This window comes from Pleomorphomonas koreensis DSM 23070, assembly GCF_000425185.1.
GTDB lineage: Bacteria > Pseudomonadota > Alphaproteobacteria > Rhizobiales > Pleomorphomonadaceae > Pleomorphomonas > Pleomorphomonas koreensis.
Map to the genome: position 1 here is coordinate 77,901 of NZ_AULH01000005.1, position 13,521 is coordinate 91,421.

Below are 13,521 nucleotides of genomic sequence, written 5' to 3' on the forward strand. Positions count from 1 at the left end.
TCCCTTGACATCATCGGGGCAAACCCTGCTATTCCGCAGCCATGCGAGACGAGGTGCCGCCGGTGACCAAGCCGAAGCTCAAGATCCTGCTCTGCGCGCCGCGCGGCTTCTGCGCTGGCGTCGACCGGGCGATCCAGATCGTCGATCTGGCGCTCGCCCGCTACGGCGCGCCGGTCTACGTGCGGCACGAGATCGTCCACAACAAATACGTTGTCGAGGAACTGAGGGCCAAGGGCGCGGTGTTCGTCGAGGAGCTGGACGAGATCCCCGACACCACGCAGCCGGTGATCTTCTCGGCGCACGGCGTGCCGCGCTCGGTGCCGGCCGCCGCCGCCGCCCGCAACCTGTTCCAGCTCGACGCCACCTGCCCGCTGGTCACCAAGGTGCACCGCGAGGCGGAAATCCACCACAAGAAGGGCCGCCACGTCATCCTGATCGGCCACGCCGGCCATCCGGAGGTGATCGGCACCATGGGCCAGTTGCCCGAGGGCTCGGTGACGCTGATCGAGACCATCGACGACGTGGCGAAGCTGAGCTTTCCCGAGAGCACCGTCCTTTCCTACACCTCGCAGACCACGCTCTCCGTCGACGACACCAGGGCGATCGTCGAGGCGCTGTCCGCCCGCTTCCCGGACATCGTGCCGCCGCACAAGAGCGACATCTGCTACGCCACCACCAACCGCCAGGCCGCCGTGCGCGAGGTGGCGCCGAAGGTCGACGCCATGCTGGTGGTGGGGGCGCCCAACTCGTCCAACTCGCAGCGGCTCTGCGAAGTGGCCGCCCGCGAGGGCTGCGCCCGCGCCTTCCTGATCCAGCGGGCCTCCGATCTCGACTGGGAGGCGCTTGCCGGCATCGGCACGCTCGGCATCACCGCCGGCGCCTCGGCGCCGGAAATCCTCGTCGAGGAGATCATCGACGCCTTCGCCGCCCGCCACGACGTCTCCGTCGAGACCGTGCGCACGGCCGAGGAAACCATCGCCTTCACCCTGCCCCGCCAGTTGCGCGACACGACCGGCCGCGACGGCCCGGAGGTCTAGAATGGCCGTCTACACGGACGTTTCCGACGAGGAACTCTCCGATTTCCTGACCCGCTACGACATCGGCGCCCTTGTCTCCTGCAAGGGCATCGCCGAGGGCGTCGAGAATTCCAACTTCCTGCTCGGCACCGAGGCCGGCCGCTACATCCTGACGCTCTACGAGAAGCGGGTGAACGAAGCCGACCTGCCGTTCTTCCTCGGGCTGATGGACCATCTGGCCGGCCGCGGCATCACCTGCCCCGAGCCGATCCGCGACCGCGACGGCCAGGCGCTCGGGCGTCTGGCCGGCCGTCCCGCCACCATCGTCAGCTTCCTCGACGGCATGTGGGTGAAGCGGCCGGAGGTCGGTCATTGCGGCCAGGTCGGCGAGGCGCTGGCCCGCCTGCACAAGGCCGGCGAGGGCTTTCAGATCCGCCGCCGCAACGGCCTCGGGCCGGATGGCTGGCCGCCGCTCTACGCCGGCAGCGCCGCCCGCGCCGACGAGGTGCTGATCGGGCTCGGCGGCGAGATCGAGGCGGAACTCGCCTTCATCGCGGCGCACTGGCCGAAGGGCCTGCCGGAGGGCGTCATCCACGCCGACCTGTTCCCCGACAACGTGTTCTTCCTGAAGGGCAGGCTGTCCGGCCTGATCGACTTCTACTTCGCCTGCAACGACTTCCTCGCCTACGACCTCGCCATCTGCCTCAACGCCTGGTGCTTCGAGCCGGACGGCGCCTTCAACGCCACCAAGGGCCGGGCGATGCTGACCGGCTACACCAGCGGCCGGCCGCTCGATGCCGCCGAGATCGCGGCGCTGCCGGTGCTCTGCCGCGGCGCGGCGCTGCGCTTCCTGCTCACCCGCCTCTACGACTGGCTGATGACGCCGGCCGGCGCGCTGGTGCGCAAGAAGGACCCGCTCGAATACTACCGGAAGCTGCGCTTTCACCGCACGGCGGCCAATGCCGCCGCCTACGGCCTCGAACTCATCGGAGACGGCGCGTGAGCGGCGGGCGGCGCGTTGCCGTCTATACCGACGGCGCCTGCTCGGGCAATCCCGGACCGGGCGGCTGGGGGGCGATCCTCGTCTACGGCGACAAGCGCAAGGAGCTTTGCGGCGGCGAGCAGCTCACCACCAACAACCGCATGGAGCTGACTGCCGCCTGCATGGCGCTGGAAGCGCTCACCCGGTCCTGCGCCGTCGATCTCTATACCGACAGCCAATATGTGAAGGGCGGCATCACCGGCTGGATCTTCGGCTGGAAGAAGAACGGCTGGAAGACCGCCGACAAGAAGCCGGTGAAGAACGCCGACCTCTGGCAGCGGCTCGAAGCGGCGCGCGCCCGCCACAGCGTCGAGTGGCACTGGGTGAAGGGCCACGCCGGCCACGACATGAACGAGCGCGCCGACGAGCTGGCCCGGCAGGGCATGGCGCCGTTCAAGCCGGGCTACCTGCCGCCGCCGGACGGTGACGAAGATGCCGCGTGATCCGGCGCCGATCCTGGTGGTCGCCAACCCGGTGGCCGGCGGCTTCAGCTACCGCCGGTTGATGCGGCTGGCCGCGCGGCTCGACCGGCTCGGCCATCGGTCCGACATCTGGCTGACCCGCCATCCCGGCGAACTGACCGATATCGCCGCCGGTTTGCCGGCCGGCGTGCGCACGCTGGTGGTGGGCGGTGGCGACGGCTCGATCAACGAGGCGATCACCGGCATCGTCCGGCGCGACGGCGACGCGCCCGCCCTCGCCATCCTGCCGTTCGGCACCGCCAACGTGCTTGCGCACGAACTCTGCCTGCCGTTCTCGCCGGAGAAGCTGGCCGACCGCATAGCCGCCGGCCGCGCCGCGCCTCTCCACCTGGGCATGGTGGGCGAGCGGCCGTTCGCGCTGATGGTGTCGGCCGGCTTCGACGCCGACGTGGTGCATGCCGTCGACGGCGCCTTCAAGCGGCGCTGGGGCAAGCTCGCCTATGCCTGGCGCGGCCTCAGGCTGGCGCTGGCCCGGACGGGGCGCGACGTGACGGTGACCGCCGACGGCGACACCATCCGCTGCCGGCTTGCCGTGGCGACAACGGCGCGCTTCTACGGCGGGCCGCTCGCCATCACCGGCGCCACGCGGGCCACCGAGCCGGGCCTGCGTCTGGTGACGCTCGCCGACGACCGGCCGGCGACGCTGCTCCGCGCCGCCCTCGCCCTCGCCTTCGGCCGGCTCGACCGGCTGGGCGCGGTGAGCGACCGACCGGTGAGCGAGGTGCGTTTCTCCGGCCCCGGCATCCGCATGCAGATCGACGGCGACCGCATGGAAACGACCGACGCGACGGTGCGCGCCGGCCGCGTCATTCCCGTCGTCGCCTGACCGATCAGAGCCGGTCGAGGATGCTCGGCGCGCCCGAGCAGGTGGCTTCGCCGGGCTTCGGCTCGACCTGCAATTCCCTGACGACGCCGTTCTCGACGATTGCCGCGTAGCGGTTGGAGCGGACGCCCATGCCGCCGGCCGTGAGATCGACGCTGAGGCCGATCGCCTTGGCGAAGGCCGCCGCGCCGTCGGCGAGGAAGACGATCCTGTCGCCGGCCCCCAGCGCGTCGCGCCAGGCGCCGAGCACATAGGCGTCGTTGACCGCCGTCACTGCCACGGCATCGACGCCCTTGGCCCTGATCTCGTCGAGCCGGTCGAGGAAGCCGGGAATGTGGTTCTTCGAGCAGGTCGGCGTGAAGGCGCCGGGCACACCCACCAGCACCACCTTCTTGCCGGCGAACACCTCGTCGGTGGTGATCTCCTTCTTGCCGCCATCGGCGGTGGGCGTCAGGAACGTGAAGGACGGCAGCTTGTCTCCAACCTTGATCATGGCGTTTCCTTTCGTCGTCACCGGGATACCGCTGAGGGAATATACTTATTCGGTGGCAGCGTCGAGGCGGCGGACCACCTCGAAGGCGCCGGTCCGCTCGGCCAGCACGAAGCTTAATGCGATGCCGTCGGCGCCTTTTGCGCCGGCCGGCCCCTCCAGCGCCACGACGAAGCGGCGGCGGCCGTTGTCCTCACCGGCCGGCTCGGGCGGCGCGGCGTACCACCTGACCGGACCGGCGGCGAAAAGGTCGACGAGGCGGCCGTCGTCGGTCACCGACACCTCGACGCGGCCCCTGCCGACCTTTCGGTCGAAGTGCAGGGCATCGACGGCGAGCCGGCCGTCGTCGTGCCGGACCGGCACGCGCGCCGCGGCGGCGGCGATGGCGGCGGCGGCCTCGGGATCGGCGGCGGCCATCGGCTCCAGCCGGGCCGAGACGTCGGCCTCGGCCGGAATGCAGACTTGCTCACAGAGGCCGTAAAGCACGCGCACGGCGAGCGTCACCGGCTCGCCCGGCCGGGCCGGAACGGCGCGGATCGGCAACGTGAGGCGCCCTTGGTAGACCAGCGACGTACCGGCGCCGTCGACATGGCGGGCCGGCACCGGATAGTCGATGCTGAAATCCCCGAGGTTGGCGCTCTTGGCCACGTCGAAGATCGGCGGGATGCCGGCGTCGCCGGGATTGCGCCAGTAGGTGTGCCAGCCGTCGGGCAGATCGATCACCAGCGCCGCCCGGTAGGCGCCATTCTCGATGCCGCCGGCGACGACGAGGCGCGAGGTCACCGGCGGCTGCTCGAAGGCGGCGGCCGGCACAGCGGCAAAAAGCGTCAACAGAAGCGCGAAACCCGGCAAACGCGGCATATACAAGGCCATTCTCTCCATGGACGATCTGCGCTTTGATACCATCCGGCCGCCGCTTCGCCGGTAAAAAAAGCAAACCGTCGCATCGGTCCGCTTCACATTGTCGTGGCCAGTCATCCACCGCCCTCTCTGCCGACAACGTTCTCATTTTCTTAAGGCCTTGCGGCTTTTATGAAATCTTACCGCACCAGCCGGCGAGGACGCCATGCGCCTGTCGATACAGAAATCGATCATCCTGGTCATCGCAACACTGAGCCTTGCCCTTCTCGCCCTCACCGGCGACGGCGTCTGGAATGCCTACCGGGCCTGGACGACGGCAAAGACGCTGCGCAGTCTCACCGGCGTCGAGCGCAGCCTGTTCGAGGCGGTGTCCAACTTCCGCGTCGAGCGCGGCGACACGCCGTCGGTGCTTGCCCTGCCGCCCGAGCAGAGCGGCGACGCCCTGAAGGGGGTGACCGAGCGGCGGGCCGCCTCCTCGGCCGGCCTCGACACGGCGATCGCCGGCCTCGAGGCGCTGCGCGACGCCGGCCTGAAGCCGGTGCTCGACGACATCACGGCGCGCCGCGACACGCTTCTCAAGCTGCGCGCCGCCGCCGACGCGGAGATCGCCAAGCCGCTGGCCGACCGCGACAATACGCTCGGCAAGACCTATCTCGCCGAGGGCGCCGATATTCTCGCCGCCATGGACAAGGCGACGGCCACCATCGAGGCGAACATCCAGGCCATGGCGCCGGAACTTGCCGCGCTGGTCAACATCCGCGCCCTCGCCTGGAGCGCCCGCAGCTATGCCGGCAGCTCGGTGACCGGCATGCTGCCGGCCATCACCGACAAGCGTCCCTTCCGCGAGGGCGAGGGTACCCCCGTCACCGCCGCGCTGCGGCAGGCGCAGTCGCTGTGGGAGCTGGTACGCGGCGTGGTCGCCACGCCCGGCATTCCCGAGGCCATCCGCCAGAGCTTCGAGGCCGGCGACGCCGCCTTCTTCCAGGGCGACTTCCGCAAGCTCCAGGACGACCAGATCAAGAAGATGACCAACTGGCAGCCGCCGAGCGTCAAGTTCGACGACTGGCGCCAGCAGGGCGCCAAGGCAACGGCGATGCTGGGCAACGTGACCGGCAGCGCCATCGACGCGCTGCGGACCGAGGCCGACCACTATGCGACGAAGGCGGCGCGGCAGCTGGCGATCGACGCCGGCCTGCTGCTGGCCACGCTGCTGCTGGCGATCGGCGCCGCCGTCATCACCCGCGTCCGCCTGGGGCGGCCGATGGCGGCGATGACCGCCGCCATGGCGCGCCTCGCCGACAACGACACCTCCGTCACCATTCCCGGCCTCGGCCGCAAGGACGAGATCGGCGCCATGGCCGCCGCCGTCGAGGTGTTCAAGACCAACGCCATCCGCGTCGGCGATCTGGCCCGCGAGGCAGGCGCCCGCGACGCTGCCGAGGCCGCCGAGCGGCAGCGGTTGCGCGACGAGACGGCCGCCGCCTTCGAGGCGACGGTCGGCGGCGTGCTGGCCAGGGTGGTCGCGGCCATCGAGCTGCTGCACCACTCTGCGGCGACGCTGACCGGCAACGCCGAGGAGACGGCGATGCAGGCCGCCTCGGCCGCCGCCGCCGCCAACCAGGCGACCGCCAACGTCCAGACCGTCGCCGGCGCCACCGAGGAGCTGTCGTCGTCGATCGCCGAGATCGGCACCAGCGTCGCCTCGGCCGGCGCCGTGGCGGAGGAGGCGCGCCACACGGCGGCCGGCACGCGCGACAACATCGCCAGCCTGCAAGCCGCCGCCGGCCAGATCGGCACCATCGTCGAGCTGATCCGGGCGATCGCCGAGCAGACCAACCTCCTCGCCCTCAACGCCACCATCGAGGCGGCGCGGGCCGGCGAGATGGGCAAGGGCTTCGCGGTCGTCGCCGCCGAAGTGAAGCAGCTCGCCGACCAGACGTCGAAGGCCACCTCGCAGATCGGCCAGCAGATCGGCGGCATCCAGTCGTCGACCGGCACGTCGGCCGCCTCGATCGGCTCGATCTCCGAGATCATCTACCGGCTGACCGAGATATCCGGCGCCATCGCCACCGCCGTCGAGCAGCAGGGGTCGGCGGCGAGCGAGATCGCCCACAACGTCAGCGAGGCGGCGCGGGGAACCGCGGCGGTGTCGGAGAACGTCGAGGGCATCCGGCAGGCGTCGGAGCAGACCAGCACCGTCTCGGCCACCGTGCTGGCGGCCGCCGACGATCTCTCCGCCCAGGCCGGCGAACTCCGGCGGGCGATGGACGGCTTCCTGGAGACGCTGCGCGCCGCCTGACGCCGCGGAGATCGGGGAATGATGGCGGGGAGACGGCGGCGGCCGCCTCCCCGCTCCGCTTTTCGTGCCTTGAATAATCGCCGGGGCGGTTCATATTGGCGAGGAGAACCACCTAACGCCGGACGCGCCATGGCAGGAAAGGCCAACTATCTCGACGGGAAGTTCCTGATCGCCATGCCGGCGCTCGACGAGGGCGATTTCTCGCGCGCCGTCATCTACATGTGCGCCCATTCGGCCGAGGGGGCGATGGGCCTGGTCATCAACAAGCCGCTCGACCACCTGTCGTTTCCCGACCTGCTGGTGCAGCTCGAGATCATCCCCGACGAGAAGCGCATCCGCCTGCCGTCGGAGGCGCGGGCCATGCGCGTGCATCGCGGCGGCCCGGTCGACACCGGCCGCGGCTTCGTGCTGCACACCGCCGATTTCCATCTCGACGCGGCGACGCTGCCCATTTCCGAGGACCTGTCGCTGACCGCCACGGTGGAGATCCTGAAGGCGATCGCCGAGGGGCGCGGCCCCGAGCACTCGCTGTTGACGCTCGGCTATGCCGGCTGGGCGCCTGGCCAGCTCGAAAGCGAGATCCAGTCGAACGGCTGGCTGACCACCGACGCCGATCCCGAAATCATCTTCGGCGCCGCCGACGGCGAGCGCTATCGCCGGGCGCTCGCCACGCTCGGCGTCGACCTGGCCGCCCTGTCACCGACGAGCGGCCGGGCCTGATCAGCCGGCGGATTTTTCCCGTTCCACCGCCCGCCAGCCGATGTCGCGGCGGCAGAAGCCGTCCGGCCAGCGGATGCGGTCGACGGCGGCGTAGGCTTTCGCCTGCGCCTCGGTGACGCTGCCGCCGAGCGCGGTGACGGCCAGCACGCGGCCACCGTTGGCGACGATCACCCCGTCCTTCTCGGCCGTTCCGGCATGGAACACGGCGACGTCAGTCAGGGCGGCGGCCTCGTCGAGACCATCGATGCGGCTGCCCTTGCCGTAGGCGCCGGGATAGCCGTCGGCGGCCATCACCACGGTCAGCGCCGTGCGCTCGTCGAAATTGGCGATGTTGCCGGAGAGGCGGCCCTCGACGGAGGCCAGCATCAGTTCGAGAAGATCGGATTTCAGGCGCGGCAGCAGCACCTCGGTTTCGGGATCGCCGAAGCGCACATTGTATTCGATCAGCTTCGGCCCGTCCGCCTCGATCATCAGGCCGGCGAACAGCACGCCGACGAAGGGCGTGCCGCGCTTCCTGAGGCAGCGCACCGTCGGCACGACGATCTCGTCGATGATGCGCAGCTCCATCGCCTCGTCGACCACCGGCGTCGGCGAATAGGCGCCCATGCCGCCGGTGTTGGGGCCGGTGTCGCCGTCGCCCACCCGCTTGTGGTCCTGGGCGGCGGCGAGCGGCAGCACGTCGAAGCCGTCGGTGATGGCGAAGAAGCTCGCCTCCTCGCCGACCAGGCAATCCTCGATCACCACCTCGGCGCCGGCCGCTCCGAAGGCGCCGGCAAAGCAGGCGTCGACGGCGGCGAGCGCCTCCTCGACGGTCGCCGCCACCACGACGCCCTTGCCGGCGGCGAGGCCGTCGGCCTTGACGACGATCGGCGCACCGCGCCCCTCGACATAGGCGCGGGCCGCGGCGGCATCCGCGAAGCGGCCGTAGGCGGCGGTGGGGATGCCGGCCTCGGTGCAGAGTTCCTTGGTGAAGGCCTTCGAGCCTTCGAGGCGCGCCGGCTCCTTCTTCGGGCCGAATGCCTTGATGCCGGCCGCTTCGAGATCGTCGACGAGGCCGGCGACCAGCGGCGCCTCCGGGCCGATCACCACGAAATCCACCGTCTCGGCCTTGCAGAAGGCGATCACCGCCGCGTGGTCGGCCGGATCGAGCGCGACGAGTTCGGCCAGCCCGGCGATGCCGGCATTGCCGGGGGCCGAGGTAAGGCGCGTCAGCTTCGGCGAGCGGCGGAGGGCGGCGGCGATGGCGTGTTCGCGTCCGCCGGAACCGATGAGGAGCACGTGCATCTTGGGACCTCTCGCTTCGTCGAACAGATGCCGGGCGCCTTACCATGATGCGCCGGCGCGCGAAAGGCCGCATGACCAATTCCAGCGAGGATGCTGTCGCGCGATGGCGGCGGGAGGGCTAGACTTCACCCATGAACACGCCTGATTCCGACGACATCGTCATCCCCGACGCCAAGCGCGGCAACTGGGTCGATCGCCTGCTGCCGGCGCCGCTCAAGCCCTATGCGCAGCTCGCCCGCTGGGACCGGCCGATCGGCTGGTGGCTGCTGCTGCTGCCGTGCTGGTGGTCGCTGGGGCTGGCGAGCGGGACGGCCGGCCAGCCCTACCCTTCCCCCTGGTACGCGCTTCTGTTCTTCATCGGCGCGGTGGCGATGCGCGGCGCCGGCTGCACCTACAACGACATCGTCGATCGCCACATCGACGCCGCCGTGGCGCGCACGCGGGCGCGGCCGATCCCCTCGGGCCGGGTGAGTGCCAAGGCGGCCGCCGCTTTCCTCGTCCTCCAGGCGCTGGTGGGCCTTGCGGTGCTGTTGCAGTTCGACCGCTTCTCGATCGGTCTTGGCTTCTGCTCGATGGTGCCGGTGGCGGTCTATCCGTTCATGAAGCGGATCACCCATTTCCCGCAGGCGGTGCTCGGCCTGTCCTTCTCCTGGGGCGGGCTGATGGGCTGGAGCGTGGTGTTCGGCCGTCTCGACGCGCCGGCCTTGCTGATCTACGTGGCGGCCATCCTCTGGACCTTCGCCTACGACACCATCTACGCCCATCAGGACCGCGAGGACGACGCGCTGATCGACTTGGGCTCGACAGCCCGCTATTTCGCCGAGACGACGCCGCGCCTCCTCACCGTCTGCTACGGCGCGGCGGTGCTGCTGCTCGGCGTCGCCTTCTACCTCGCCGACGCGCGCATCGTCGCCTACGTCGGCCTCGCCGCCTTCGCCCGGCAACTCGCCTGGCAGGTGGAGAGGTTCGACGCCGACGACGGCGCGCTGTGCCTGAAGCTGTTCAAGTCCAACCGCGACGCCGGACTGATCCTGACGGCCGGCCTGGTGATCGATGCCTTTCTGAAGGCGATGTGAGGCTCACTCGTAGCTGGTGATCTCGCGGCAGCCGCGCAGCACCGGCATGTCGCCGCCGGCCCCCACCTTGCGGCGGACCAGGAAGCGCGGCCGGCGGGCGGCCATCTGGGCGTGGCGGCGGCGCGGTGCCGGCTCGCCAATGGGAACGCCGACGATCGGGCCGACCCGTTCAACCGTACCGGATGTGTTGACCAGCAGCATCGGCAGGCCGAGCCGATCGGACCAGCCCTGCCAGTCGGCGGCGGCGGCCTCCATGTCGCGCGTCACGGTGAGCGGAATGGAGAGAGCGGCATCGCGGTGATGCAGCTCGACATGGGCGACGAGGTCACCGGCGTCGTTCGGCTCGATCCTGACCGACACGCCCTCGAAGGCGGCGAACGGCAGGCTCAGCGTCAGCGGCAGGCCGGAGAGATCGCGGCGCACGACGACGCCGTCGTCGTCCATGTAGATGGCAGCTTCCTGCACCGGCCGGCCGGCCGGGCCGACGTTGACGCACCACTTGGCCGGCAGATGGCCCGGATCGAGCCTCAACGCCGTCTTCAGGCCCAGGGGAGTGGCTCCCGTCATGGTTTTCGCCTCACTTCTGAAATCTTTTGACTATCCCTGTCGGGCCGGGCGTCTTTTTTCGCGCCCGATCCCGAAACCATGGCCAGCATAGGACCGGCACCACCCCCGGCGGCTTAAGGGATTGGGTAAACTTTTTCTCGATTTTTGAGAGGGTTAGCGGAATCTGAAGCGCCAATTCGCGGCACGGCGTCAACCCTCGGTCAATCTTCCTTGACGGCGGGAGACGACCGGCCTCCCCATGCGTCAGGCGCGAAAGACCTTTGCCGCCAGTCGTTTGCGGGACTCCCGACGTGCCCTGAGGCTGGCGCGATGGTTTCCAGCCGGCAAGGAGTTGCCGCAATTCTGTAGGAGGAAGACGGCCGCAAGACTTGTCGGCCGCGCCCCCCGGCCCTAAACACGTGAACCCACCCCGAATGGAACGGACACCATGAGCGATCTCGTCGACCTGGAGAAGCTGACCGGGCAGGCCGCCCGCCTCGTCGAAGCGGCGCGCGCCGCCGGCGCCGACGCCGCCGATGCCGTCGCCGTCCGCTCCGTCAATCAGGTGGCCAGCGTCCTGAAGGGCAAGGTCGAGAAGATCGAGCACGCCGAGAACGACGACTTCGGCCTGCGCGTCTTCGTCGGCAACCGCAACGCCACCATATCCGCGACGCTCGGCGCCGACGTCGAGGCGCTGGCCGCCCGCGCCGTCGCCATGGCGCGCGCCGCCCCGGCCGACCGCTTCGCCGGCCTCGCCGATCCGGCCCTGCTCGCCGCCTCGTGGCCCGATCTCGACCTTCTCGACGAGACGCCTGTCACCGCCACCGACCTCGGCGAGCGCGGCAGGGCGATCGAGGCGGCGGCGATGGCCGTCGACGGCGTCACCAACATCGCCGGCGCCAGTGCCTACTGGGCGCGCGGCGGCATGGCGCTGGTCACCTCCTCCGGCTTCTCCGGTGCCTACGAATCCTCCGGCCACGGCCATTCGGTAGCGGCGATCGCCGGCTCCGGCACCGGCATGGAGCGCGACTGGGATTCCTCATCGAAGACGCATCTCGCCGACGTCGAGAGCGCCGAGGTCGTCGGCCGGCGGGCCGGCAATCGCGCCGTGCGCCGCCTCAATCCGCGCCAGGTGACGACGCAGACGGCCACCGTCGTCTACGACCCGCGCGTCGCGACGAGCCTGTTAGGCGCGCTGATCGGCGGCATCTCCGGCGCCGCCATCGCCCGCAAGTCGTCCTTCCTGAAGGACAAGCTCGGGGAAAGGCTGTTCGCGCCGGGCATCCGCATCACCGACGATCCCCATCGCCGGCGCGGCCCCGGCTCGCGGCCCTTCGACGGCGAGGGCGTCAGCGGCGAGGCGCTCGACCTCGTCGCGGACGGCATCCTGCAAACATGGCTGCTCGACAGCGCCACGGCGCGCGAACTCGATCTCACCACCAACGGCCGGGCCGGCCGCGGCACCGGCTCACCGATCCCGTCGTCGACCAACGTCCTCCTGCATCCGGGCGCCGTGTCGCCGCAGGAGCTGATCGCCTCGGTCGGCACCGGCCTCTACGTCACCGACTTCATCGGCCACGGCGCCAACCTCGTCACCGGCGACTATTCGCGCGGCGCCGCCGGCTTCTGGATCGACAACGGCGAGATCACCTATCCGGTGGCCGAGATCACCGTCGCCGGCAATCTCCTCTCGATGTTCCGCGAGCTGGTGCCGGCCGACGACATCGAGTTCCGCTCCGCCTTCACCGCGCCGACGGTGGCCATCGGGGGACTGACCATTGCCGGCCGCTGACAGCGCCCGCATCGACGAGGACGTCGAGCTGCTCTCAGACGCGGCGCGCGCCGCCGCCGGCATCGGCCTTTCCTTCTTCCGCCGCGATCCGCGCGTCTGGAAGAAGGACAACGACTCGCCGGTCAGCGAGGCCGACCTCGCCATCGACCGCTTCCTGAAGGAGCGCCTTCTCGCCGCCCGCCCCGGCTACGGCTGGCTGTCCGAGGAGACCGAAGACGATCCGGCCCGGCTCGACTGCCGGCGGCTGTTCGTGGTCGATCCGATCGACGGCACGCGCGGCTTTCTCGCCGGCTCCGACCAGTGGACGATCTCGCTTGCCGTCGTCGAGGACGGACGGCCGCTGGCGGCGGCGCTGCTGCAACCGTCGGTGAGCCGACTTTATACAGCCGGCCAGCGGCGCGGTGCCTTTCTCGACGGCGAACGACTGCGCCTGCAGGCGCGGCCGAGTCTTGCCGGGGTGCGGGTCGCCGGGCCGGCGGCGCTGATCTCGCGGCTGTCGCGGCCGGTGCCGACGCTCCGGAGCCGCGGCTACGTCGCCTCGCTGGCGCTGCGCATCGCCATGGTCGCCGACGGCACGCTCGACCTCGCCTTCGCCCGCGGCGGCGCCCACGACTGGGACATCGCCGCCGCCGACCTCATCCTCGCCGAGGCGGGCGGCGCGCTGGAGACGCTGGACGGTGCCGCTATCATCTACAACCGGCCGGCCGCCACCCACGACGGCCTGATCGCCGGTCTGCCGGAGCTGACGCGTGCAGCGGCGGCGGCCCTCGGACCCTACTGACTTCCCTCTCTTGCAAAAACCGCCGGGCTTGACGAAAAGAGGGAAACCGGCTCCCGCAGAAGGCAATCCCCGCCATGACAACCGAAGTGACGTCGAAACAACTGCTCCATCTGGTGATCGGCGGCGAGATGAAGGCGCTCGAGTCGACCGAGTTCGCCGACCTCGGCGCCATCGACGTCGTCGGCGTGTTCCCGAACTACGCCTCGGCCTATGCCGCCTGGAAGCAGAAGGCGCAGGCCACCGTCGATCAGGCGCAGACCCGCTATTTCATCGTCCACCTGCATCGCCTCCTGGATCCGTCGACCTGAT

Annotated in this window: 14 protein-coding genes; 10 read left to right on the forward strand and 4 right to left on the reverse strand. The window is 70.3% G+C overall.

Features of this window, described 5'->3' with window-relative positions; all coding sequences use genetic code 11:
* Positions 1–41 precede the first annotated feature (41 nt).
* The 4 genes from ispH to H512_RS22215 are packed head-to-tail and all read left to right on the forward strand — an operon-like array spanning position 42 to position 3,366.
* A complete protein-coding gene (gene ispH, locus H512_RS0102090; protein WP_026782116.1) occupies positions 42–1,037 on the forward strand; it encodes a 4-hydroxy-3-methylbut-2-enyl diphosphate reductase in 996 nt (331 codons plus the stop codon).
* A gap of 1 nt (position 1,038) precedes the next feature.
* Positions 1,039–2,019: a homoserine kinase gene (locus H512_RS0102095; RefSeq protein WP_026782117.1), complete on the forward strand. Its 981-nt coding sequence runs from the start codon at positions 1,039–1,041 to the stop codon at positions 2,017–2,019.
* Positions 2,016–2,501 carry a ribonuclease HI gene (gene rnhA / locus H512_RS0102100; RefSeq protein ID WP_026782118.1) on the forward strand — a complete coding sequence of 162 codons (486 nt, stop codon included), beginning with the start codon at positions 2,016–2,018 and terminating at the stop codon, positions 2,499–2,501. Before H512_RS0102095 ends, rnhA begins: the two co-directional genes overlap by 4 nt.
* Positions 2,491–3,366, forward strand: coding sequence for a diacylglycerol/lipid kinase family protein (locus H512_RS22215; protein ID WP_036789697.1), 876 nt, complete (start codon positions 2,491–2,493; stop codon positions 3,364–3,366). The genes rnhA and H512_RS22215 overlap by 11 nt, the downstream gene beginning before the upstream one ends.
* 4 nt (positions 3,367–3,370) lie before the next feature.
* Here the strand turns inward: H512_RS22215 and H512_RS0102110 are convergent, their stop codons facing one another.
* Positions 3,371–3,856 carry a peroxiredoxin gene (locus H512_RS0102110; protein WP_036789699.1) on the reverse strand — a complete coding sequence of 162 codons (486 nt, stop codon included), beginning with the start codon at positions 3,854–3,856 and terminating at the stop codon, positions 3,371–3,373.
* A 45-nt stretch (positions 3,857–3,901) separates the two neighbouring features.
* Positions 3,902–4,684 carry a protein-disulfide reductase DsbD domain-containing protein gene (locus tag H512_RS22220; protein ID WP_169507115.1) on the reverse strand — a complete coding sequence of 261 codons (783 nt, stop codon included), beginning with the start codon at positions 4,682–4,684 and terminating at the stop codon, positions 3,902–3,904.
* 235 nt (positions 4,685–4,919) lie between these two features.
* Here H512_RS22220 and H512_RS22225 point away from each other — a divergent pair, with 235 nt between their 5' ends.
* Both H512_RS22225 and H512_RS0102125 read left to right on the forward strand, forming a co-directional pair.
* Positions 4,920–7,013, forward strand: a complete 2,094-nt coding sequence (locus H512_RS22225) for a methyl-accepting chemotaxis protein (RefSeq protein ID WP_053239496.1) — start codon at positions 4,920–4,922, stop codon at positions 7,011–7,013.
* A gap of 129 nt (positions 7,014–7,142) precedes the next feature.
* Positions 7,143–7,733: a YqgE/AlgH family protein gene (locus H512_RS0102125; protein WP_026782120.1), complete on the forward strand. Its 591-nt coding sequence runs from the start codon at positions 7,143–7,145 to the stop codon at positions 7,731–7,733.
* Here the strand turns inward: H512_RS0102125 and purD are convergent, their stop codons facing one another.
* Entirely contained in the window at positions 7,734–9,017 is a 1,284-nt protein-coding gene (gene purD, locus H512_RS0102130; protein ID WP_026782121.1) for a phosphoribosylamine--glycine ligase, read from the reverse strand.
* Between the two features lie 131 nt (positions 9,018–9,148).
* Between purD and ubiA the strand changes: the two genes are divergently transcribed.
* Positions 9,149–10,093 carry a 4-hydroxybenzoate octaprenyltransferase gene (gene ubiA, locus H512_RS0102135; RefSeq protein WP_053239497.1) on the forward strand — a complete coding sequence of 315 codons (945 nt, stop codon included), beginning with the start codon at positions 9,149–9,151 and terminating at the stop codon, positions 10,091–10,093.
* A gap of 3 nt (positions 10,094–10,096) precedes the next feature.
* Here ubiA and H512_RS0102140 read toward each other — a convergent pair whose 3' ends face one another.
* Entirely contained in the window at positions 10,097–10,660 is a 564-nt protein-coding gene (locus H512_RS0102140) for a DUF6101 family protein (RefSeq protein WP_156899309.1), read from the reverse strand.
* 427 nt (positions 10,661–11,087) lie between these two features.
* On the opposite strand from H512_RS0102140, the gene H512_RS0102145 reads away from it, so the two are divergent.
* The 3 genes from H512_RS0102145 to H512_RS0102155 all read left to right on the forward strand — a co-directional run bounded on the left by H512_RS0102145 (position 11,088) and on the right by H512_RS0102155 (position 13,520).
* Positions 11,088–12,431: a TldD/PmbA family protein gene (locus tag H512_RS0102145; protein WP_026782124.1), complete on the forward strand. Its 1,344-nt coding sequence runs from the start codon at positions 11,088–11,090 to the stop codon at positions 12,429–12,431.
* Positions 12,418–13,212: a 3'(2'),5'-bisphosphate nucleotidase CysQ gene (locus H512_RS0102150; RefSeq protein ID WP_026782125.1), complete on the forward strand. Its 795-nt coding sequence runs from the start codon at positions 12,418–12,420 to the stop codon at positions 13,210–13,212. The genes H512_RS0102145 and H512_RS0102150 overlap by 14 nt, the downstream gene beginning before the upstream one ends.
* Positions 13,213–13,286: 74 nt before the next feature.
* Positions 13,287–13,520, forward strand: coding sequence for a DUF4170 domain-containing protein (locus tag H512_RS0102155; protein WP_026782126.1), 234 nt, complete (start codon positions 13,287–13,289; stop codon positions 13,518–13,520).
* Position 13,521 lies beyond the last annotated feature (1 nt).

Coding starts and splice junctions, on each gene's coding strand:
- ispH (WP_026782116.1), top strand. CDS start 42: ATGCGAGACGAGGTGCCGCCGGTGACCAAGCCGAAGCTCAAGATCCTG.
- H512_RS0102095 (WP_026782117.1), top strand. CDS start 1,039: ATGGCCGTCTACACGGACGTTTCCGACGAGGAACTCTCCGATTTCCTG.
- H512_RS22215 (WP_036789697.1), top strand. CDS start 2,491: ATGCCGCGTGATCCGGCGCCGATCCTGGTGGTCGCCAACCCGGTGGCC.
- H512_RS0102110 (WP_036789699.1), bottom strand. CDS start 3,856: ATGATCAAGGTTGGAGACAAGCTGCCGTCCTTCACGTTCCTGACGCCC.
- H512_RS22225 (WP_053239496.1), top strand. CDS start 4,920: ATGCGCCTGTCGATACAGAAATCGATCATCCTGGTCATCGCAACACTG.
- H512_RS0102125 (WP_026782120.1), top strand. CDS start 7,143: ATGGCAGGAAAGGCCAACTATCTCGACGGGAAGTTCCTGATCGCCATG.
- purD (WP_026782121.1), bottom strand. CDS start 9,017: ATGCACGTGCTCCTCATCGGTTCCGGCGGACGCGAACACGCCATCGCC.
- ubiA (WP_053239497.1), top strand. CDS start 9,149: ATGAACACGCCTGATTCCGACGACATCGTCATCCCCGACGCCAAGCGC.
- H512_RS0102140 (WP_156899309.1), bottom strand. CDS start 10,660: ATGACGGGAGCCACTCCCCTGGGCCTGAAGACGGCGTTGAGGCTCGAT.
- H512_RS0102145 (WP_026782124.1), top strand. CDS start 11,088: ATGAGCGATCTCGTCGACCTGGAGAAGCTGACCGGGCAGGCCGCCCGC.
- H512_RS0102155 (WP_026782126.1), top strand. CDS start 13,287: ATGACAACCGAAGTGACGTCGAAACAACTGCTCCATCTGGTGATCGGC.